19 protein-coding genes and 2 pseudogenes are annotated in these 20,448 nt (G+C 61.3%); 10 read left to right on the top strand and 11 right to left on the bottom strand.

Going from position 1 to position 20,448, the window contains the following annotated elements; all coding sequences use genetic code 11:
• Window position 1 precedes the first annotated feature (1 nt).
• Window positions 2-1,642 (bottom strand): N,N-dimethylformamidase beta subunit family domain-containing protein, encoded by a 1,641-nt coding sequence (locus tag AC0L3N_RS06645; RefSeq protein WP_473546505.1) that lies wholly within the window; start codon window positions 1,640-1,642, stop codon window positions 2-4.
• A gap of 156 nt (window positions 1,643-1,798) precedes the next feature.
• Between AC0L3N_RS06645 and AC0L3N_RS06640 the strand changes: the two genes are divergently transcribed.
• From AC0L3N_RS06640 to AC0L3N_RS06595, 10 genes and pseudogenes are all read left to right on the top strand, one after another.
• A complete protein-coding gene (locus AC0L3N_RS06640) occupies window positions 1,799-2,047 on the top strand; it encodes a ParB N-terminal domain-containing protein (RefSeq protein ID WP_077371468.1) in 249 nt (82 codons plus the stop codon).
• 113 nt (window positions 2,048-2,160) lie between these two features.
• Complete coding sequence (locus tag AC0L3N_RS06635) at window positions 2,161-2,646, top strand: SRPBCC family protein (RefSeq protein ID WP_473546503.1); 486 nt, start codon at window positions 2,161-2,163, stop codon at window positions 2,644-2,646.
• Window positions 2,647-2,672: 26 nt separating this feature from the next.
• Window positions 2,673-3,625: pseudogene (locus tag AC0L3N_RS06630) on the top strand (alpha/beta fold hydrolase).
• Between the two features lie 213 nt (window positions 3,626-3,838).
• Window positions 3,839-4,237 carry a GFA family protein gene (locus AC0L3N_RS06625; RefSeq protein ID WP_473546501.1) on the top strand — a complete coding sequence of 133 codons (399 nt, stop codon included), beginning with the start codon at window positions 3,839-3,841 and terminating at the stop codon, window positions 4,235-4,237.
• A 168-nt stretch (window positions 4,238-4,405) separates the two neighbouring features.
• Window positions 4,406-4,654 (top strand): hypothetical protein, encoded by a 249-nt coding sequence (locus AC0L3N_RS06620; RefSeq protein ID WP_473546499.1) that lies wholly within the window; start codon window positions 4,406-4,408, stop codon window positions 4,652-4,654.
• Between the two features lie 226 nt (window positions 4,655-4,880).
• Window positions 4,881-5,897 (top strand): glycoside hydrolase family 25 protein, encoded by a 1,017-nt coding sequence (locus tag AC0L3N_RS06615; RefSeq protein ID WP_473546497.1) that lies wholly within the window; start codon window positions 4,881-4,883, stop codon window positions 5,895-5,897.
• Between the two features lie 116 nt (window positions 5,898-6,013).
• The gene (locus AC0L3N_RS06610; protein ID WP_473546495.1) at window positions 6,014-6,415 is read left to right on the top strand and encodes a DUF488 domain-containing protein; all 402 of its coding nucleotides are present in this window, start codon (window positions 6,014-6,016) and stop codon (window positions 6,413-6,415) included.
• A 113-nt stretch (window positions 6,416-6,528) separates the two neighbouring features.
• Window positions 6,529-7,200 (top strand): hypothetical protein, encoded by a 672-nt coding sequence (locus AC0L3N_RS06605; RefSeq protein ID WP_473546493.1) that lies wholly within the window; start codon window positions 6,529-6,531, stop codon window positions 7,198-7,200.
• A 272-nt stretch (window positions 7,201-7,472) separates the two neighbouring features.
• Window positions 7,473-7,601: pseudogene (locus AC0L3N_RS06600) on the top strand (glycoside hydrolase family 25 protein); the annotation flags it as partial.
• A 206-nt stretch (window positions 7,602-7,807) separates the two neighbouring features.
• Window positions 7,808-10,006 (top strand): esterase-like activity of phytase family protein, encoded by a 2,199-nt coding sequence (locus tag AC0L3N_RS06595; RefSeq protein ID WP_473546491.1) that lies wholly within the window; start codon window positions 7,808-7,810, stop codon window positions 10,004-10,006.
• 215 nt (window positions 10,007-10,221) lie between these two features.
• Here the strand turns inward: AC0L3N_RS06595 and AC0L3N_RS06590 are convergent, their stop codons facing one another.
• From AC0L3N_RS06590 to AC0L3N_RS06545, 10 genes are all read right to left on the bottom strand, one after another.
• Window positions 10,222-10,416: a type II toxin-antitoxin system HicB family antitoxin gene (locus tag AC0L3N_RS06590; RefSeq protein WP_123149955.1), complete on the bottom strand. Its 195-nt coding sequence runs from the start codon at window positions 10,414-10,416 to the stop codon at window positions 10,222-10,224.
• Between the two features lie 4 nt (window positions 10,417-10,420).
• Window positions 10,421-10,498, bottom strand: a complete 78-nt coding sequence (locus AC0L3N_RS06585; RefSeq protein ID WP_425294133.1) for a type II toxin-antitoxin system HicA family toxin — start codon at window positions 10,496-10,498, stop codon at window positions 10,421-10,423.
• Window positions 10,499-10,526: 28 nt separating this feature from the next.
• A complete protein-coding gene (locus tag AC0L3N_RS06580) occupies window positions 10,527-10,625 on the bottom strand; it encodes a type II toxin-antitoxin system HicA family toxin (protein WP_425294130.1) in 99 nt (32 codons plus the stop codon).
• 6 nt (window positions 10,626-10,631) lie between these two features.
• Window positions 10,632-14,399, bottom strand: coding sequence for a vitamin B12-dependent ribonucleotide reductase (locus tag AC0L3N_RS06575; protein ID WP_473546488.1), 3,768 nt, complete (start codon window positions 14,397-14,399; stop codon window positions 10,632-10,634).
• 707 nt (window positions 14,400-15,106) lie between these two features.
• A complete protein-coding gene (locus tag AC0L3N_RS06570) occupies window positions 15,107-15,595 on the bottom strand; it encodes an NUDIX hydrolase (protein WP_473546486.1) in 489 nt (162 codons plus the stop codon).
• A 216-nt stretch (window positions 15,596-15,811) separates the two neighbouring features.
• On the bottom strand, window positions 15,812-16,312 hold the full coding sequence (gene gpt / locus AC0L3N_RS06565; protein ID WP_023798205.1) for a xanthine phosphoribosyltransferase: 501 nt from the start codon (window positions 16,310-16,312) through the stop codon (window positions 15,812-15,814).
• A 147-nt stretch (window positions 16,313-16,459) separates the two neighbouring features.
• Window positions 16,460-17,293 carry a universal stress protein gene (locus AC0L3N_RS06560; protein ID WP_473546484.1) on the bottom strand — a complete coding sequence of 278 codons (834 nt, stop codon included), beginning with the start codon at window positions 17,291-17,293 and terminating at the stop codon, window positions 16,460-16,462.
• Between the two features lie 199 nt (window positions 17,294-17,492).
• Window positions 17,493-18,236: a competence/damage-inducible protein A gene (locus AC0L3N_RS06555; RefSeq protein WP_473546483.1), complete on the bottom strand. Its 744-nt coding sequence runs from the start codon at window positions 18,234-18,236 to the stop codon at window positions 17,493-17,495.
• Window positions 18,237-18,572: 336 nt separating this feature from the next.
• Complete coding sequence (locus AC0L3N_RS06550; RefSeq protein WP_095491989.1) at window positions 18,573-19,466, bottom strand: carbohydrate ABC transporter permease; 894 nt, start codon at window positions 19,464-19,466, stop codon at window positions 18,573-18,575.
• Window position 19,467: 1 nt separating this feature from the next.
• The gene (locus tag AC0L3N_RS06545; RefSeq protein ID WP_473546481.1) at window positions 19,468-20,418 is read right to left on the bottom strand and encodes a carbohydrate ABC transporter permease; all 951 of its coding nucleotides are present in this window, start codon (window positions 20,416-20,418) and stop codon (window positions 19,468-19,470) included.
• Window positions 20,419-20,448: the final 30 nt, after the last annotated feature.

Genomic DNA, 20,448 nt, shown 5'->3' with positions numbered 1-20,448 from the left:
GTCAGGACTTTCCGAGATAGCGGTCGAGTACATTCTTGGTGACGCGCTCGACCATCGCGTCCTGCCTTAGCAGGCCGGCGACCCATTCGCAGCTTCCGGCGTGGAACACCTCGCCCTTGCCGCGCGGGAAATTGACGATCATGCCGTTGCCGCGCTTGACCTTTTCGAGATTGGCTTCGCTCGCCTCGCCGAACAGCGTTTCGGCGGTGAAGCGTCCGTCCTCGTCGCCGAGAAACTGGTCTTCGAACGCGATGTCGGCGCTCTCCTCGGCTTGGGCAGCGATGCCGACCGCGAGAATTTCCAGGCCATCCGGCGCGCCGCTGTCGGGCGTCGGGTAGGGCAGGCCGCCACGGATTTCGTGATCGAGCCCGTCGACCTCATAGCCATAGACATGGCTGTCGGCGCCGAGCAGGTCGCCGTAGTAGATGCCTGTGCCGGCAAACGCCCAATGCTCCGGCCGATAGACGGGAAAACCGCGCACGCCGCGCGGCGCGCAACCGCCCCAGCCGGCGTAGAGGCCTCTGGTCGCATTGAGCCCGAAGGTCATGGCACCCGGCCGGCCGATTTCAGGCGCTTCCCAGGAATTCGTGGCGCGGCTCACGTCGCCGCCCCGATAGGCCGGATCCTCGGCGCGGGCGCGGTATTTGTAGCAGACCTGGCGGCGGCCCGCGTCCTCCAGCCTGGTCTGCCACATGAAATTGCCGGCGAAGCGCGCCGCATGGCCGCCGCGTTCGACATAGGCGTCGACAGCGTCGCGCATCTCCCCGGTCCAATATTCGTCATGGCCGACGAAGACGACGCAGTCATAGCCGTCGAGAATTTCGGGCGAGAAATGCAATTCGTGCTGACTGGCGAGATCGACCCCATAGCCGGCACGCTCGGCAAAACGAAAAAAGTGGCTGTCATAGCTTGCCCAGCCGGACGAGGCGTATTTCTTCGAATAGCCGGTGGCGAAAGCCCATTCCATATGCGGATAGCGCGGCGCGGTCTTCGGCGGCACGGCGACCTCGAGCGGCACGCGCGGCGCCTCCTTCGGCAGAACGACAAAGCCGCGGCACCATGGCCGCTGCGTCGACACCATTGGGGCATACTGGTCGCGGTTCGGGCCGGTGATGCCTTCGTAATGATTGGGGCCGCCCCAGGTGTTGTAGGCAAGCCAGGTGCCGGTGGCGGCAACCTGCAGCACACGACCCCGTTTCTTGCCGGGCTGCGGGGTAACGATGAAAAGATGGTGGCAGCGGATCGGCTTGCCGTCGCGGCCGTCCGCCGTCAGCGTGACGCGGTAGGCTCCGGACGGCCAGTCGTCGCCGACGCGGAATTCAAACGAAGCGTCCCAGCCGCAGCCTACGACCGAACATTGGTCGGGTGTATCCTGCCAGCGCGCCGCGATCCCGGCCTTCTCGAACAGCTGCGTCTCGGCGCCGCCGTCGCGGACGATCGCCACGCTGAAGCTGGAGGCTGTAGAGCTGACATGCAGCGCCACCGTCTCGCCCCGACGGTATGAGAAACGGTCGCTGTAGCACCAGATCTCGCCGTGTTCGCCGTCCATGCCCAGCCATTCCCAGTAGTGGCCGCGCACCGCTTGCCGGCGCTGGTGTGGTGTCAGTCCGAAATCGGGGAATTTGGTCGGCAAATCAGTCATGGCTACCGGCATGATCGAAGATCGCCATTTCGGCCATCTGCTCGGCAAGCGTCAATCGGAAACGATCGGGCCAGCGATAGCTGACAGCCGGCCTTGGCCTTGCCTGTCAAACCGACTATCTCACAAAAGGCGGCCTTTTCCGCCACGGGAGCCGACATGCTGAGAGTGCAAAAGGTCAGGGTGGACGACATCTACGTGCCGACCGCGCGCAGGAAGACGCTGCATCCCGAGACCGTTCGGCATCTGGCCGAGGACATTCTGGAAAACGGCATGAAGACGCCGATCCAGGTGCGCCACGACGGCAAGCGCCATATCCTGGTCGAAGGCCTGCACCGGCTGGAAGCGGCGAAGTGGCTCGGCGAGACCGAGATCGACGCCTATCTGGTGCAAGCCAAGCGTCACTAGGTTCACGCTGCGCCCGCCTAAATCGGCCTGCCGGATTTTTTCGTTGGAGGTGTCGGCCCGCGCTCTCGTGGCTCGTCCTTGGCACGAAGCCAATCAACAGTGAGGAGACCATCATGACCACCAAGCTCGATATCGCCCCCAGCTCGGACCGTGAACTGGTTCTTGCCCGCATCATCGATGCGCCGCGCGAGAACGTCTATCGCTGCTGGACCGAGCCGAAACTCGTAACGCAATGGTTCGCGCCAAAGCCGTGGACGACGCCGCGCGCCGAAATGGACGTGCGCACCGGCGGCTCCAGCTTGGTCGTCATGGCCGGACCCGACGGCAACGAATTCCCGAACCCCGGCGTCTTCCTCGAAGTCGTGCCTGGCAGGAAGATCGTTCTCACCGACGCCTATACAAGGGCCTGGGAGCCGTCCGAAAAACCGTTCATGACGGTTGTGCTGACCTTCGAGGATGAGGGCGAGGGCAAGACCCGCTACATCGCCCGGGTTGCGCATTGGTCCGTCACTGACCGCGAAGAGCATGAGAAGATGGGCTTTCACCAGGGCTGGGGCCAGTGCGCCGATCAGCTCGAAGAAGTCGCCAAGCGGCTTTGATATCGGCGGGACGCAAGGAGACCGACATGTCCAGATCGATGTTTTTCGCCATTTTCGCCTCGGTTGCGGCGCTCTTCGCCGCGCCTGGCTCCGCCAAAGCCGAGGCAAAGCCCGCCATGGCCTCCGAAACAAAAGCAATGCCGAAGCCGGCGAAATCCGGCCTGCTGCCGATCAACGGCCTGAATTACTATTACGCCGTCTATGGCAAGGGCGAGCCGCTGCTTCTGCTGCATGGTGGGCTCGGCACCACCGACATGTTCGCGCCGATCCTGCCGAAGTTTGCCGAGAACCGCACCGTCATCGGCGTCGACCTGCACGGTCACGGCCGCACCGCGCTCGGCGACCGGCCGTTGAGCCTTGAGGCGATGGGCGACGACATGGCGGCGATCGTCAAGGCGCTCGGCTACGACAAAGTCGACGTCATGGGTTATTCGCTGGGCGGCGGCGTCGCCTTCCGTATGGCCGTCCAGCATCCCGAGACAGTGCGCCGGCTGGTGCTGGTCTCGACCGGCTATGCCTCGGACGGCTTCTATGCCGACATGCGAACCCAGCAGGCGCAGGTCGGCGCGGCGATGGCCGACATGATGAAGGACACGCCGATGTACAAATCCTACATGGCGGTCGCGCCGCGCCCGCAGGATTTTCCAAAACTGCTCGACCAGCTCGGCGCCCATATGCGCAAGGACTACGACTACTCCGCCGACTTGCGAAGCTGAAGATGCCTGTCATGCTGGTGTTCGGCGACAGCGACATGTACCGGCCCGAGCACGAGATCAAGTTCTACCAGATGCTCGGCGGCGGGTTGAAGGACGCCGGCTGGATGCGCGAGAACCTGTCGCAGAACCGCCTGGCCATCCTGCCGAACCGCACCCACTATGACGTGTTTTTCGCGCCGGAACTGGTGGCCGCGGCGCTGCCCTTCCTCAATGGGGAGACCAAGGTCAAGACCTGGGACGAGATCGTCAGCGAAACGGAATAACCAACCTGATACCTGCCGGCGGTCTCGGGTGAGATGGCCGGCGATGCTTAGCCCCATGAAGCCAGCTTATGTTCCTTGCGGTTCCGGCATGTGTCGTTGGGCGATTGAACCTCGGTCGCATCACGCCAACAGATAACGCCATCAAGGCTTTTCAATTGACGCTGCTATGCCGGCAGCTACCTTGCCCCAATCTTCAGAAAGAGGGCGCAGGTAATGGCGAAATATCAGGGTGGCTGCCTGTGTGGGGCGGTGCGCTACCGCACCGATGCAGCGCCGATCAACGAGCGCGTCTGCCATTGCCGGCTCTGCCAGAAGGCGCTGGGCGCGGCCTTCAACGCCCGCGTGCTGTTCCGCATCGACGACGTGACGACAGAAGGACCGGTGGCGCTGGTGAATTCCTCGCCCGATCTCAAGCGCGGCTTTTGCCCGGACTGCGGCACGACGTTGTTTTCCCGGCGTGACTCCGCCGGCATCATCGGCGTCACCTCCGGCTCGCTTGACGATCCTTCCGTGTTCAAGCCACAGATGCATATGTGGACCGCCTCGAAGCAGCCCTGGGTACAGCTCGACGACGGACTGCCGCAATATGAAGGCGCGCCACCCCCGAATTGAAGCACAGGCGAACTGAAGCACAGGCGAACCGAAGTACAGGCGAACTCAAGCACAGCGCGTGCCCAGATTTTTTCGTCCAGGACACGAGATAGTCGGCAAAACGTCATTGGCGAGCCATCATTGCCGCCTATCTATTGCTTGCGGGTAGGCAGTCGAAGGAGGCGACGGATGAACGACAGAATCAACACCCTGGATGAGCTTTTGAGCGATCCGATGGTCAAGCTGGTGATGGAGCGTGACCGCGTGCAGCCGGCCGAGCTTCGCTCGCTGCTTGAAGAAAAGGTTCGTCGGGATGATGATGCGTCGGTCAATCCCGTCACCGATCGCCCCAACTCCGATCGCCTCGGCACCGACCGCTCCATCCCGCCCGCTCATATGGTAGCCGAGAGCTGCCACAAGCTATGGTTGTGCGGCTAGGCAGCGGGCCTGCAGGCGTCGGCGATCCTTCGCGCCCTCCTGCGGCGTTTCCAGGCTCTCACCGCTACGGTGATTAGCGAGCCCGCCATGTATTCTGTTTGCCCAGCCCCTCTGCCCTAACAATTTGATTCAAACTTTGTTGGTAATTTCTCGTTAGTAATCCGGACTGGTTTGTCCGGCGGCGTTGTCTTGCCCTCGGTCTGTTGTGTTCTGCGTACAGGTCCAGATGCGGTTATCAGGCGTCGTCATCTTCTCGATCGCGTCACTTTGCCTTGCCGGCTGCACATCCACGTCCGGCGTCGACGCGCTGCAAGTGCCGTCCAGCGAGACGACCAGCTCGGTTGTGCGTCCGCCCGCGCCGGTGGCGTCGGTCGGCGCTGCCGATGCCGAACCCGACTTCGCGCTGGAGGAGGCGACGGAGCAGACTGTGGCGATGGCCAGTCCGGAGCCTGCCGAAAGCATCGAACCACCCGTCGAGCCGATTGCCCTGGTGGCGCCGAAGCGGCTGGCACGGGCCGCACCGATGCTTGCCGAGCCGGTCCAGCGCTATCGTTTTCGTGACGCCAAGCCGATCAATTTCGGCAGGGCCTCGCCCAGACACCTCGCCGTTCACGGCGTCGATGTCTCGCGCTGGCAGGGCAACGTGAACTGGGGCAAGCTGCGCGCGCAGGGCGCGAACTTTGCCTACATCAAGGCGACCGACGGCGGCGATCATCTCGACCCGATGTTCAGGAAGAACTGGCGCAATGCCCACGCCGCCGGCCTCAAGCGCGGCGCCTACCATTTCTTCTACTGGTGCCGCACCGCCGGCGAGCAGGCCGACTGGTTCATCCGCAACGTGCCGAGGGTCGAGGGCGCCTTGCCGCCGGTGATCGATGTCGAGTGGAACGGCGAATCCAGCTGCAAGCGGCGGCCGTCGCGGCAAAAGGTGCTGGAGAAGATGCAGGTCTTCATGGACAAGCTCGAGCGCCACTACGGCCAGCGGCCCATCATCTACACCGCACCTGATTTCTACCGCGACAATCTGCGTGGCGCATTTCTGGACTATCCATTCTGGCTGCGCGCGGTGGCACAGCACCCGGCAAAGGTCTATCCCGGCCGCAAATGGGTGTTCTGGCAGTATTCCGGCTCCGGCCTGTCGCACGGGGTGAGGGGCCGCATCGACCTCAACGTGTTCCACGGCGACGAGAGAGCCTGGCGGAACTGGGTCGGCGGGCGGCAGATGCTGGCCGAGGCGGAATAAGAGCTAGATCCCGCGGCCAAATGCGCGTGGCCAGCGATCTTAAGGGTTGATCGTGCATTGCGCTTCGGACAAGCTCAACCGTCTACCAATTGTATAGCAGGCAAAGAGACGTTCAAATGGCACTACTGACGATAGGTTACGAAGGATCCGAGATTGGTGATTCGCGAAAACCTGGTTTCTCCAAAAACTCATTTAAGGACCATCTTGAAAGTTCTGGCATCGGCTATCGCCACACAAAGGCTCTTGGTGATCCCAAAGAAGGCCGGCTCGCTGCGCGAAGCGGCGACCGTCAACGATTTGAACGAATTTTCAGGAGTCATATCGCAAATGAGTCTGCAGAAAAATTAATTTGTGAATTAGCGCTTCAGGCCGAAACAAAGACCATCTGTTTGATGTGCTTTGAAAGAAATCACAGGGATTGTCATCGCTCTATTATTTGTGAGCAGATATTGAATATCCGAAAGAGCTCAGTTAAACATCTCGGAGTTCCGAAAGGGTTTTGTCTCAAGGCTGCGTGATTGACATCTCTGCCCCAACGCGACTCTGCAGTGGTTTTGGTAAAGGCTGCACCTCGCGTTGGAGAGACCCATGGTGAGCTGGTTTGCTGCGCAGGGCTCGATTTTGACGGTAATTGGATCGACTCTATCCCGTAGCTTTCCGGTCTCTTGAAGATGCGCAGAAATTCGGCAGATGGGACACCATTGAATATAGCTGGCGTCTTCCCAAAGGTGATCATCGAAGCGAGAGCCGAAGACTAGAACATAAGTCATTGGTGATCACCGGCAGCCTGTCAGAGAAATCACGAACCCAATTTCTCGCTCGTCACGTCGTTTCCAGCCTCAATGCCGAGCTGGAACAAGGCAGAAGTTTGGCCCTGGTTCGACCCCAAAAGGCAGAGTTTGTGGTTGCAAGAAAGGACCGCGCTACGTTCGAAGCTGAGAAAGCACGGTTTCGTATGTGGCACGACCAAGAGGCTAACAGCCTGTTTGGGTTTTTGGGCAAAGGCCTTGTCCCATACGAACCAGCTCCATTTCTGTTCAAGTATAGATACGAAACTGCAGACGGGCCGCGTGAAGGAACCTGTCAGGACTGGGAGATTGAGGCTACGTTCCTCAAGTGGCGACGGCTCTATGGCGAAGCAGAAACGCTACGAAAGATGGCCGAAAGGTTCGGCGTCGACTACCCGGAAAAGGGGTTTGTGCTCGCGATGGGAACGCACAAAGCCTATCCACAATGGCTCATTAACGGAGTGATCCGTCTCAACCATGGAGTTGAGTCTGAGATTCAAGAATTGCTTTTTTGACAGCTGTAAGAACTTTTGGCCCGATCTTCCGACCAAGCCGATGAGTTGGATTCGGCCTCACGAGCATCTGCTGATCGCCACAACGTGTCGCACTTTTGCAGATTCCGCTCCGCCGGTCGCGGTGCAGCCAGATAGGTCCGGCACGTAGGCGGAAGATGTCTTTCAATCACCACCGCATAACGCATGCCATCACTCCTTAAAACCGGACTGCTTGCGGATTCTGTATTCCCGGCACAACCTCTTCCGACGGCTTGCCGGCCGGTCGGCTTTAGTTTCGATATTCCGGCTCCGGCCTGTCGCACGGGGTGAGGGGCCGCATCGACCTCAACGTGTTCCACGGCGACGAGAGAGCCTGGCGGAACTGGGTTGGCGGACGGCAGATGGTGGCCGAGGCGGAGTAGGGGATCCGGTCCGGGGCTGGAACTTCTTGCTGCTCGCACCCGGGGGTGCTGAACGCGGCCGCAGAAAGCCGCCATTTGCAGGCCAACATGAGGTGAATATCGACGGACCCTGACCGCCTGTCGCGGAAGTGTCATCGATCCGTCATCGCTTTGAAATGTGGTTCCCGCAAATCAGGTGGCTTCCATTCGAACAGGAGACGCCACCCGTGCCCCGCCATTCCGCGCTTTTCGTCTTGACGGCAGCGCTTGCTGCTTCCGTTTCGCTGCCGGCCCATGCCGACATGATGTTCAACCGAGTCGCGAGCTTCGCGGTCGCCGGAAACCTCCCTGCGGACGTCGAGAAGACCACGCCGACTTCGTCCGAGATCATCGCGGCAAGCGAAGACGGCATGACGCTGGTCTATTCCGACAGCCCGCTCGGTGCAGTCGGCTTCATCGACATCGCCGATCCCAAGGCGCCCAAGGCCGGCGGCATCGTCAAGATCGACGGCGAGCCGACCTCGGTTGTCGTCATCGGCGGCAAGGTGCTGGCCGGCGTCAACACGTCGGAGAGCAAAGCCAAGCCTTCGGGCAACCTCACCGTCATCGATCTTGCCTCAAAGGCGATCGAAGGCACCTGCGACCTCGGCGGCCAGCCGGACTCGCTGGCGTTCAGCAAGGACGGCAAGTTCCTGGCCATCGCCATCGAGAACGAGCGCGACGAGGATCTGAACGACGGAGAAATTCCGCAGATGCCGGCGGGCGACCTCAAGATCTTCACGCTTGCCGAAGGCCAGCCTGATTGCGCGACGAAGAAGACCGTCAACCTGGCGGGCATTGCCGAGGTCGCAGCGGAAGATCCGGAGCCGGAATTCGTCGCTTTCAACGAGGCCATCGAGATCGCGGTCACGCTGCAGGAAAACAACCACATCGCCATCGTCAACGCCGAAACCGGTGCGATCGTCACGCACTTCACCGCAGGCTCAGTCGCGCTGGACAAGATCGACACCAAGAAGAACGGCGCCTTGTCCTTCGATGGCAAAATGGAAAACGTCGCGCGCGAACCCGACGCCGTGAAATGGCTCGACAATGATCGTCTCGTCGTCGCCAACGAAGGCGACTACAAGGGCGGCTCGCGCGGCTTCACGATCTTCAGCAAGAAGGGCGAGGTTCTCTACGAATCCGGTCCGTCCTTCGAGTACCAGGTCGCCAATGCCGGCCATTATCCCGACGACCGCAACAAGAAGGGCGTCGAGCCGGAAGGTCTCGAGACCGGCACGTTCGGCGAGGACAGGCTGATGTTCGTCGCTTCGGAGCGTGGCTCCGCTGTCGGCGTCTACAAGGACACGGGTGCGGAGCCTCAGTTTGTCCAGATCCTGCCGTCCGGCATCGGCCCGGAAGGCCTGGTCGCGATTCCGTCGCGCAATCTCCTGGTCACCGCCAACGAGGCCGACCTGGTTGAGGACGGGCTCGCCCGCTCGCACGTCATGGTCTACGAGCGCTCCGACGGTCCCGCCACTTACCCGATGATCGCGGCAAAGCTCACGGCAGACGGCACGCCGCTCGGCTGGGGTGCGGTTTCGGCGCTCGCGGCAGGCGACACTGCCGGCAGGCTCTTCGCAGCCTCGGACTCATTCTACGCCAACGCGCCCTCGATCTTCGAGATCGATGCCACGCAGACGCCGGCGCTGATCACCGGCAAGACCATCGTCACGCGTGGCGGCCATCCTGCACAGAAGCTCGACATCGAAGGCATCGTCGCCGACGGTGAAGGCGGCTTCTGGCTGGCCAATGAAGGCGATCCGGCAAAGCTCGTCCCGCACGCCATCCTGCGCGTCAGCGACAAGGGCGAGATCGAGCAGGAAATCGGCTTCCCGACGGAATTGCTCGCTCACCAGACCCGCTTCGGTCTCGAAGGCATCACCACCATCGGCGAAGGCGACGACCTGACGCTGGTGATGGCCGTACAACGCGAATGGGCCGACGATCCCAAGGGCCAGGTCAAGCTTTTGGCCTACAAGCCGAAGGCCAAGGAATGGTCGGCGGTGCGTTACCCGCTCGAAGCGACCGAAGCTGGCTGGATGGGGCTGTCGGAGATCACCGCGCATGACGGCAAGCTCTACATCCTCGAACGCGACAACCAGATCGGCGACCTGGCCAAGGTGAAGCGCATCTATTCGGTGGCGCTCAATGCCTTCAAACCGGCCAAGCTCGGTGGCGAATTGCCATTGGTCGAAAAGACGCTGGTGCGCGACATCGTCGGCGACCTGAAATCAGCCAGCAACGGCTATGTCATCGACAAGGTCGAAGGTTTCACCATCGACAAGAACGGCGATATCTTCGTCGCCACCGACAATGACGGCGTCGATGACTCTTCCGGCGAAACGCTGTTCCTCCGCTTGGGCAACATCAGCGCCGTGAACTGAGGGTGTTTCCCTCCCCCTTGAGGGGAGGGTCGATCCGCGAAGCGGATCGGGGTGGGGTCGTTTCGGCCGCTCGACTCTTCCCTGACGGACAGTCCGACAACAGCCGCAGAATCTTCGCTGCGGCTGTTTTCGTTGACGACATGCGCGGCGGGTTTCCGCGAAACCTGAGCCGCCAGCACGTCGGTCGCGGATGGTGTTAGGGCACCTCTACATATTTATTCCGCCAGGCTGACCCCTTTGGGCACATCCAGCCCGTCGGCACGCAAGCCTTCGATATGAAAGCGTATTGCGTCGCGAATTTCGTTTTCCACTTCAGGCACCGTCGCACCGGTCGCGATGCAGCCGGGTAGGTCTGGCACGTACGCGGAAAAATTGTTTCCGGCTTTTTCGATCACCACCGCGTAACGCATGTCATCACTCCTTTAAACCGGACTGCTTGAGGATGCTATTCAGTGTTCCCGGTGCAATCTCTTCAGACGGCTTGCCGGCCACCGTGACGCGGCCGGCTTTGATTTCATGCTTATATTGATTGGCGATGACTGCCTTTAGTTGCAACCAGATACCAGCCGTCGGTTTCCAGCAGGCGAATGACTTCGCGGACCGTAAGCCGAGGTGGCATCGGTCCTCAGCTGCACCCGCTCGTCGAGCCGCAGGTGTCGCACTTCTCACATGTCCCGTTCCTCACCATGGTGAAGTTGTGGCATTCCGAGCATTCGTTGCCTGTGTAGCCCTGCATCAAGGACTGCTGACGCCTTGTCGCGGCAAGCGCTTTCGCCTCGGCCGCCTCCTGCGCGGCGGCATCGGTGAACAGGCCCGAAGCCTCTTCGGCCTCCTCGTAGATGATATCCTCGACCAGTTCCTTCGCCCGCTCCTCATAATCACGCTTGTAGGCGATGGCTTCGTCGCTGGCTGGCTTCAGCGCCAGCACGTTGGAGCCTGAGAAGGCCGTAGGGACAGAACGGGCAGGAATCCCACTCGAACCGGAACCCCCAAACCCCTTAGGGTCGGCGCTCATTCCCGACACCAGTTTGACCGGCGAGACGCCGCGCGTCAGCCCCTTCGAGAACGGCGTCGCCTTGCCTTCGTTGATGCCGCGGCCAAGTGCGGTCTTGTCGAAATCCGACTGGTCGACATGGGCGAGGTCGTGGCGTTCCAGATAGGAAACCGCAAGTTCGCGGAACACATAGTCGAGGATCGACGTGGCGTTCTTGATGGCGTCGTTGCCCTGCACCATGCCGGCAGGTTCGAACTTGGTGAAGGTGAAGGCTTCGACATATTCCTCGAGCGGAACGCCATACTGCAGGCCGAGCGAGATGGCGATGGCGAAGTTGTTCATCATCGCCCGGAAGGCGGCACCTTCCTTGTGCATGTCGATGAAGATTTCGCCAAGACGACCGTCATCGAATTCGCCGGTGCGCAGATAGACCTTGTGGCCGCCGACAACCGCTTTCTGGGTATAGCCCTTGCGGCGGTTCGGCAGCTTTTCGCGGTCGCGATAGAGGCGTTCGACGACGCGTTCGACGATCTTTTCAGTCACCTGCACGGCGCGCTGTGAAGCCGGCGCCGCGATCAGCTGTTCGACGGCATCGTCCTCGTCGTCTTCGACATCGGCAAGCAGCGAGGCGTTGAGCGGCTGCGAAAGCTTCGATCCGTCGCGATAGAGCGCGTTGGCCTTCAGCGCCAGCTTCCACGACAGCATGTAGGCGCTCTTGGCGTCTTCCACCGTCGCGTCGTTTGGCATGTTGATGGTCTTGGAAATGGCGCCGGAGATGAAGGGCTGGGCCGCCGCCATCATCTGGATGTGGCTGTTGATCGACAGCGAACGCTTACCGATCTTGCCGCACGGGCTGGCGCAGTCGAACACGGGCAGATGTTGGTCTTTCAAAAATGGTGCTCCCTCGAGCGTCATCGCACCGCAGACATGGATGTTGGCGGCCTCGATGTCCTTCTTCGAGAAGCCCAGCGCCGGCAGCATCTCGAACGAGAAATCGTTGAGCTGCTCGTCGGTGAAGCCAAAGGTCTCCTTCACCCAGTCCGCACCCAGTGTCCACTGGTTGAAGACGAACTTGATGTCGAAGGCCGACTTCAACGCTGCGTTAAGTGCCGCGATCTTGTCGTCGGTAAAACCTTTTGCTTTGAGCGAGCCGGGGTTGACGGCAGGCGCCTGGTTCAGATTGCCGTGGCCGACCGCGTAGGCCTCAATCTCGGCGATCTGGCTTTCCGAATAGCCAAGCGTGCGCAGCGCTTCCGGAACGGCGCGGTTGATGATCTTGAAATAGCCGCCGCCGGCCAGCTTCTTGAACTTGACCAGCGCGAAGTCGGGCTCGATGCCGGTGGTGTCGCAATCCATGACCAGGCCGATCGTGCCGGTCGGCGCGATCACGGTCGCCTGCGCATTGCGGTAGCCATGCTCTTCGCCGAGCTCGATGGCGCGGTCCCAGGCAGCCTTGGCATGGGCGGCAAGCTCCGGCTGCTTCAGGTCGGAGGCGACCAGCGGCACCGGGTTGACGGCGAGTTTTTCGTAGCCGTCCCTCTCGCCATAGGCGGCACGGCGATGGTTGCGCATGACACGCAGCATGTTCTGGGCATTGCGGTCGTAATCGGGGAAGGCGCCGAGCTCGGCGGCCATTTCGGCCGAGGTGGCATAGGCCGTGCCGGTCATGATCGCGGTGAGTGCTGCGCAGATGGCGCGGCCCTCGTCGGAATCATAGGGAATGCCTGATGTCATCAGCAGGCCGCCAATATTGGCGTAGCCGAGGCCGAGTGTACGGTATTCGTAGGAGAGCTTGGCGATCTCCTTCGACGGGAACTGCGCCATCATGACGGAAATTTCCAGCACCATGGTCCACAGCCGAACCGTGTGCTCGTAGGCTGATATATCGATGGTGCCGTCCGCGTTGCGATAGGGCAGCAGATTGATCGACGCCAGGTTGCAGGCGGTGTCGTCGAGGAACATGTATTCCGAGCACGGGTTGGACGCCCGGATCGCACCGGCCGCGGCGCAGGTGTGCCAGTCGTTCATCGTCGTGTTGAAGTGCAGGCCCGGATCGGCCGACGCCCAGGCGGCATAGCCGATCTTTTCCCACAGATCCCTGGCTTTCAGCGTCTTCAGCACCTTGCCGTCCTTGCGGGCGGTGAGGTGCCAATCGGCATCCTCTTCGACGGCGCGCAGGAAATCGTCTTTCAGCGAGACTGAATTGTTGGAGTTCTGGCCCGAAACGGTGAGGTAGGCGTCCGAATCCCAGTCGGTGTCGTAGGTCTTGAACGACATCGAGGTGTAGCCCTGCTTGGCGAACTGGATGACGCGGTAGATGTAGTTCTCCGGCACCCCGTCCTTCTTGGCTGCCTTGATCTCGCGCTTCAGCGCGGTGTTGATCGCCGGGTCGAAGCAATCGTCGTCCTGGCCTTCGCAGTTGATGCAGGCCTTCATGATCGCTTCGAGGTGCTTCTTGACGATCTTGGAGCCGGTGACCAGCGAGGCGACCTTCTGCTCCTCATTGACCTTCCAGTCGATGAATTCCTCGATATCTGGATGGTCGGCGTCGACGATGACCATCTTTGCGGCACGACGCGTCGTGCCGCCCGATTTGATGGCGCCCGCCGCGCGGTCACCGATCTTGAGGAAGCTCATCAGGCCGGACGAGCGGCCGCCGCCGGACAGTTTTTCGCCTTCGCCGCGCAGGAACGAGAAGTTGGAGCCGGTGCCGGAGCCGTATTTGAACAGGCGCGCTTCACGCACCCATAAATCCATGATGCCGCCTTCGTTGACGAGATCGTCCTGCACGCCCTGGATGAAGCAGGCATGCGGCTGCGGATGCTCGTAGGAAGATTTCGACTTGGTCAGCTTGCCGGTGAACGGGTCGACATAGAAATGGCCCTGGCTCGGGCCGTCGATGCCATAGGCCCAGTGCAGGCCGGTGTTGAACCATTGCGGCGAGTTCGGCGCAACGCGCTGGGTGGCCAGCATATAGGCGAGCTCGTCGCGGAAGGCGCGCGCGTCTTCCTCCGAGTTGAAGTAGCCGCCCTTCCAGCCCCAGTAGGCCCAGGTGCCGGCGAGGCGGTCGAAGACCTGGCGGGCGTCGATCTCGGAGCCGTAGCGCTCGGCCTCGGGCAGCTTTGCTAGTTCGGCCTCGTCGGCAACGGAGCGCCACAAGAAGGAGGGGACGTCATTCTCCTCGACCTTCTTCAGCCGTGCCGGCACACCGGCCTTGCGGAAATATTTCTGCGCCAGGATGTCGGCGGCAACCTGGCTGAACTGCGCCGGCACATCGATATTGTCCAAGCGGAACACCACCGAGCCATCCGGATTTTTGATCTCCGAAAGCGCCTTGCGGAATTCGATCTCCGCATAAGCCGATTGCCCTTGCTTGGTGAAACGACGCTCGATGCGCATTGGTCTATCCCTTGCTTGTCTATATATAGCGCCTTTCCCAGGGGATTTCTGCCCCCTTATGAAACGCGCATGCCCGCCGTCTGCCGGCGTTGGAAAACGGCCGGCTCCTTTTCACAGGCTCCGCCCGCCCTGCTGGTCAAAACTCCTTGCGAAGTACCTGTCCAACGCGCTGGCGAACCCTGCGGGTCCCTCAAAACTGAAGTTTTTTCGATTCCCTCAATCGAGGGACTTTCACACTATCTAGCGTCGAACCTACCTGCAAACACTAAATATAGTATTAACAGACAATTTATTCCAGTCCGACATTTTTCCCTTTCGTCCCCCCAAGACCCCACAATCCCAACGCTTCCGCCGGCCTCGTGACCAGGCGGAAATGCGGCCAAAACGCACATAATCCGGGAAAAAGACCGGGCTCAGAACTTTCCGGTCGCACTCTCAACAGGAGCGCATGGCCTATAAAAGGCGACTCGTTTTGCGCCGTCAAGGATTCGTTTGTGCCGCTTTTGTGACCCCAACATCTTGTGTGTCACATATGTGGATAACGGGGATAGAAAGTGGCCCAGGGATTTCGATTTGCCCACGCGCGGGCAATCGGCCGCGACCACGCATGCCAAAGCGGGAGTGGCCAAATCGATTCTCTTCGCCAAACAACATCGCCGGTGATGCGCGGCAGGTGCGCGGCTTTGGCCGTTGAGCCTAGGTCTTGCTCAGGAGAACTGGTGCGGGTCGGCACAGAAATAGGCGATGATCTGGCCAAGGTCCGGCTCGTTGACCATGCGTACGGCCTCGGCGGGGCTGACCCATTTGCGGGTGCGCGACCGCTTTTCCTTCCACCGGTCGGCGATCTTGTCGACCCGCAGCGGAAATACCAGGACTTCGCAAGGCACTTCCTCGCCGGAAGCCAATGCCTTGGCATAGAAGTAGCGGCCGGCTTCGTGGTGGGAGACCGTGCCGCGCAGTCCGGCTTCCTCGCCGGCCTCGCGCGCCGCCGCTTCGCAAAGCAGTTCCTTGGCCTCGGGCCAGCCCTTGGGAAGCACCCAGCGGCCGGTATCGCGGCTGGTGATCAGCATGATCTCGACGCCATGCCCGGTATCGCGCCAGGGCAATGCTGCAACCTGCAGGCGGCACGGCGCTGTGCCGAAGAGCCGCTGGACCCTTTCGGCCAAATGGTTGTGCGTTACTGGCCTCGTCAACATCGGAGAAGCTTGCCCCAGCCTCCAGAATCACTTGCCGTCTCGTGAATCTTACGGCTAATCATAAGCAATAAAAGTAAAAAACCTCATACGCACGGGTTAACCACACATGAGACGTCGGTTCAGGAGATATCGTGCGCCGCGGCACTCTTTCAAGAAGTGATCCCCGGCAGGAAGGGCGCGCCGGCATGTTGCGGGAGGAAAAGCAGCTGCCGCGAATCAGCCGGCGTGGTCGTCGGCGATCGGCTTCTGGTAGGTGAAGCCCATATCCCACGGAAAATAGATCCAGGTGTCCTGGCTGACTTCGGTGACGAAGGTGTCGACCAGCGGCCTGCCTTTCGGCTTGGCGTAGACGGTGGCGAAATGCGCCTTGGGCATCATGGCGCGCACGATGCCCGCGGTCTTGCCGGTGTCGGTGAGGTCATCGATGATCAGCACGCCGGCGCCGTCATCGGCGAGCAGTGCCGGCGTGACCTCCTTCAGCACCTGCAGCTGTCCCTGGCTGGCGTAGTCGTGATAGGAGGCGACGCAGACCGTCTCGATGACCCGGATGCCGAGTTCACGCGAGATGATGGCGGCCGGAACCAGGCCGCCGCGCGTGATGCAGACGATCGCTTTCCATTGGCCTTTGTTGGCGCCGGCAAGCCGCCAGGCGAGCGCACGCGCGTCGCGGTGGAACTGATCCCAGGAGACGGGAAAGGCCTTTTCGGGAAGGGACATTTTTCGCGCACTCCGCAGCGCGCGAAAAACCGCGCGCAGACACTTGAAGGAATGCGCGCGGAATTAACTGGAAAGCCTTGGCCTTGGCAAGGGCGGCGGCAGGCGATCCCTGTGGACTTAGCCCCTGTGGCTTACCCGTTTGTGGACTTACCGTGACAGGAAAGCTGCCACCGGCAAGGTGCGCAGCACTGTGCGCGTGACCCCGCCGAACAGCAGCTGGCGCAGCCAGGAATGGCTGTAGGCACCAAGTACGAGCAGGTCGGCGCCGGTTTCGGCGACCCTGGTCTGGATCACCTCGTCGACCGAGTGGCCGCCCGATTGCAGCACCGAGACGCTGACGGTGGCGCCGTGCCTGGACAGGGCGGCGGCGATTTCGGCGCCGGCCGCCTCCGGGGCCTCGTCGAGCGTATCCGGCGGGTCGATGACGAGAATATCAGTCTTCTCGGCCTCGGTGATGAATGGCAGGGCGTCGAAGGCGGCGCGCGCGGCTTCCTTGCTGCCGTTCCAGGCGAGCAGCACGTGCTTGAAGCTGGTGATGAGCGGGCCTGAGTGCGGCACGACCAGCACCGGCCGGCCGGCGTCGTAGACCAGCGTGTCGACATCGGCGCTCGGATCGCCGCCCGACTCGCGTTGCGCGGCGATGATCAGGTCCGCAGTGCGGACGGTTGGGATGCCGGTCAGCGCGCTGTCTCCGGAAAAGCTCTCAAGACTGCGCCACTCGAAGGACAGGCCGGAATCCTCGATATGCCTGAGGAAAACCGCCCGCAATTTTTCGGCACGCTCCTTGTTCATGTCGGCCGAAACCTGCAGGAATTCGGTGTCGGGAAAGCCGGTCGCCGAGGTGTAGGGGACGGGAAGCGCTTCGGCGTGAATGCCGATGAGATGGCTCTCGAACCTGTCGGCAAGCGGAATGGCGCATTCGAGCACGCGCTCCGCGTCCTGTTCGTTCTGCAGTATGGCGACGATGGTCTTGAATCGCATGGTAATCCCTCATTTTACGGCGATCGAAACTCGCCCGCGAGAAACGTTACAGCACCATGCTTAGTTCCGGCCAATGCATGTCGCCCAAAAGCATGCCCTCGGGCTTGAACCGAGGGTGCGCAGCGGTGGGATAACGACATGCATAAAAACAAGAACCTAAAGCGCGTCGAATGAATCCTCAGACGCGACGCGCTTTAGATCAGCTGGCCACGCTGGTGAGGCCTTCGACCATCGCCTCGACATCGGCGCGCGCGGCGTCCAGCGCGTCCTGGCTGCGGGCACGGACGACCAGCTCGGTCCAGAACTTGCCGTCGCCATATTTCGGGTAGGAGCCGATAATCGTATCCGGATGCGCCCTCTGGATGTCACCCAGCGGTCCGCCGACCAGGCCTTCGCCGAACGGACAGTGCACCGTGGCCGACAGCATTCTGGTGCCGGCCTTCAGCATCGGCACTACATTGTCGAGCATCGCCTGGAAAATTGCCGGCACGCCGGCCATGACATGGACGTTGCCGATGCGGAAGCCGGGCGCGATGGACACAGGATTGTCGATATGGTCGGCACCGCGCGGCATCCGCGCCATGCGCTTGCGCGCCTCGGTATATTCGATGCCGCGCGCGGCGTAGCTCGCTTTCAGCATGGCATAGGCCTTGGCGTCGTATTCGCAGGGCACGCCGAAGGCTTTGGCAATGGCATCCGCGGTGATGTCGTCATGCGTCGGACCGATGCCGCCGGTCGTGAAGACGTAGGTGTAGCGGGCACGCAGGGCATTTACTGCGGCGACGATCTCGTCTTCCTCGTCGGGAACGATGCGCACCTCCTTCAGGTCGATGCCGATCGCCGTCATGATATCGGCGAGGTGGCCGATATTCTTGTCCTTGGTGCGGCCGGACAGAATCTCGTCGCCGATAACGAGCATGGCAGCGGTGACGATTTCAGGCATGGGAGGCTCCGGCAAAAGGTCAGTTGAGGCAGACAAGGTCGCCCGAGATAACGCGGCGGATGGTTGGCGGCAATGCCCGTATTCATAACGCTGCTGCAGCAGAGCAATCGCATCAGGTCGGCGCCGCCCCTCATTGCCCTGCCGGGCATTTCTCCCCGTATAGTGACGGGGAGAAAGACGCCTTCGCAAAGGATTTCGCCAATCTCCAGCGTTGCAGAATGGGTGCCGAGGCAGCCCTTCTCCCCGTCACTATACGGGGAGAAGGTGCCGGCAGGCGGATGAGGGGCGGCGCCGACTTCGACAATTGGCCGGTCGAGCGCCGACTGCGGCAGCGCCCTATTCCTTCACCGCACCGGTCATCGAGGAAACGTAGTGCTCGACGAAGAACGAATAAAGCACGACCACCGGTAGCGAGCCGATCAGGGCTCCGGCCATCAGCGCTCCCCATTCATAGACGTCGGAGCGGACAAGCTCCGTGAGCACCCCGACCGGCACAGTCTTGTTTTCGGACGACTGGATGAACGTCAGCGCATAGATGAATTCGTTCCATGACAGGGTGAATGCGAATATGCCGGCGGAAATCAGGCCGGGCACCGACAGCGGCAGCACGATCTTGGTGAGGATCTGCCACCGGCTCGCCCCGTCAATGAGCGCGCATTCTTCCAGTTCGAACGGGATGGAGCGGAAATAGCCCATCAGCAGCCAGGTGCAGAAGGGCACCAGGAAGGTCGGGTAGGTGAGAATGAGTGCGAAGGGTGTGTCGTAAAGCCCAAGGTTGAACACCATCACCGACAGCGGGATGAACAGGATCGAGGGCGGCACGAGATAGGCGAGGAAGATCGCGAGCCCGACCTGCCGCGCCCCCGAAAACCGCAGCCGCTCGATCGCATAGGCCGCGAACACCGCAGCCAGCAGCGACAGGAAAGTGGCGGCAGTTGAGATGATGATCGTGTTGAGCAGCCAGCCCGGATAGGACGTGTCGAACAAGAGATAGCGGATGTGCTCGAATGTCGGATGCACGACCCATAACGGATTGAAATTGGCGTAGTCGGTCATCTCGAGATTGGGCTTAATCGCCGTGATCGTCATCCAGTAGAACGGGAACAACAGCACGATGACGAACACCAGCAACGGCAGATAGACCGTCACCACGCGCCGCGGCAGGCTCTGAAGGTAGCCCATGCCGCCTTCGTCGAGTTCCGGACGTTTCGTTTTTTTTATCGTGGCCATGTCAGTCTCCGCCGCCTTGCTGCCATTTGCGGCGTTGCAGGCCGAAATAGCTGAACAGGATCGCCGCAAGCAGGAACGGGATCATGGCGACCGCGATGGCGGCGCCCTCGCCAAGCTGGCCTCCCGAAATGCCGCGCTGAAACGACAATGTCGCCATCAAATGGGTGGCATTGACCGGTCCGCCGCGGGTCAGCACATAGATCAGCTGGAAATCGGTGAAGGTGAACAGCACCGAGAACGTCATGGTAATGGCGATGATCGGCGTCAGCAGCGGCAGCGTCACAAAACGGAACAGTTGCCAGCGGCTGGCGCCGTCAAGCGTGGCGGCCTCATAAAGCGACTGCGGAATCGTCTGCAAGCCGGCCAGCAGCGTGATCGCGACGAACGGGATGCCGCGCCAGATATTGGCGGCGATGACCGAAGCGCGCGCGTTCACCGGATCGCCGAGGAAATTGATCCGATGGGCGATCAGGCCCATTTCCATAAGCGCCCAGGACAGGATGGAGAACTGCGAATCGTATATCCACCAGAAGGCGATGGCCGACAGCACCGTCGGCACCACCCACGGCAGCAGGACGATCGCGCGGAAGAACGATTTGAAGGGAAGGTTCTGATTGAGGATAAGCGCCAGCCAGAGGCCGAGCGCGAACTTCAGGATCGAGGCGCTTATCGTGTAGAGCAAGGTGTTGAAGACGGAGAGCCAGAAGACGGCGTCATCCGACAGATATTGGTAGTTTTCGATGCCTATGAAGACACCGGGGCGGCCGATGCGGGCATCCGTGAAGCCGAGCCAGATGCCGAGCCCCAGCGGATAGGTCAGGAAGACCAGCAGCAGCGCCGCCGCCGGCAGCATGAAGCCGAAGCCAAGCGCGTTCCGGCTGTCGGCCAGGAGCGACAGGATCCGCGACGGGATCGACGGACGCGGCTGAACGGCAGCGGACGACACGGCCATGGGACGGCTCCTCATGAGGTCTGGTGGCAT

Source organism: Mesorhizobium sp. WSM4807, assembly GCF_055811615.1.
Note: the sequence above shows the minus strand (reverse complement) of the source record. Positions and strands in the feature narration are given on the sequence as shown.

Coding starts and splice junctions, on each gene's coding strand:
- AC0L3N_RS06645 (WP_473546505.1), bottom strand. CDS start 1,642: ATGACTGATTTGCCGACCAAATTCCCCGATTTCGGACTGACACCACAC.
- AC0L3N_RS06640 (WP_077371468.1), top strand. CDS start 1,799: ATGCTGAGAGTGCAAAAGGTCAGGGTGGACGACATCTACGTGCCGACC.
- AC0L3N_RS06635 (WP_473546503.1), top strand. CDS start 2,161: ATGACCACCAAGCTCGATATCGCCCCCAGCTCGGACCGTGAACTGGTT.
- AC0L3N_RS06625 (WP_473546501.1), top strand. CDS start 3,839: ATGGCGAAATATCAGGGTGGCTGCCTGTGTGGGGCGGTGCGCTACCGC.
- AC0L3N_RS06620 (WP_473546499.1), top strand. CDS start 4,406: ATGAACGACAGAATCAACACCCTGGATGAGCTTTTGAGCGATCCGATG.
- AC0L3N_RS06615 (WP_473546497.1), top strand. CDS start 4,881: ATGCGGTTATCAGGCGTCGTCATCTTCTCGATCGCGTCACTTTGCCTT.
- AC0L3N_RS06610 (WP_473546495.1), top strand. CDS start 6,014: ATGGCACTACTGACGATAGGTTACGAAGGATCCGAGATTGGTGATTCG.
- AC0L3N_RS06590 (WP_123149955.1), bottom strand. CDS start 10,416: ATGCGTTACGCGGTGGTGATCGAAAAAGCCGGAAACAATTTTTCCGCG.
- AC0L3N_RS06580 (WP_425294130.1), bottom strand. CDS start 10,625: ATGCCACCTCGGCTTACGGTCCGCGAAGTCATTCGCCTGCTGGAAACC.
- AC0L3N_RS06575 (WP_473546488.1), bottom strand. CDS start 14,399: ATGCGCATCGAGCGTCGTTTCACCAAGCAAGGGCAATCGGCTTATGCG.
- AC0L3N_RS06570 (WP_473546486.1), bottom strand. CDS start 15,595: ATGTTGACGAGGCCAGTAACGCACAACCATTTGGCCGAAAGGGTCCAG.
- gpt (WP_023798205.1), bottom strand. CDS start 16,312: ATGTCCCTTCCCGAAAAGGCCTTTCCCGTCTCCTGGGATCAGTTCCAC.
- AC0L3N_RS06560 (WP_473546484.1), bottom strand. CDS start 17,293: ATGCGATTCAAGACCATCGTCGCCATACTGCAGAACGAACAGGACGCG.
- AC0L3N_RS06555 (WP_473546483.1), bottom strand. CDS start 18,236: ATGCCTGAAATCGTCACCGCTGCCATGCTCGTTATCGGCGACGAGATT.
- AC0L3N_RS06550 (WP_095491989.1), bottom strand. CDS start 19,466: ATGGCCACGATAAAAAAAACGAAACGTCCGGAACTCGACGAAGGCGGC.
- AC0L3N_RS06545 (WP_473546481.1), bottom strand. CDS start 20,418: ATGGCCGTGTCGTCCGCTGCCGTTCAGCCGCGTCCGTCGATCCCGTCG.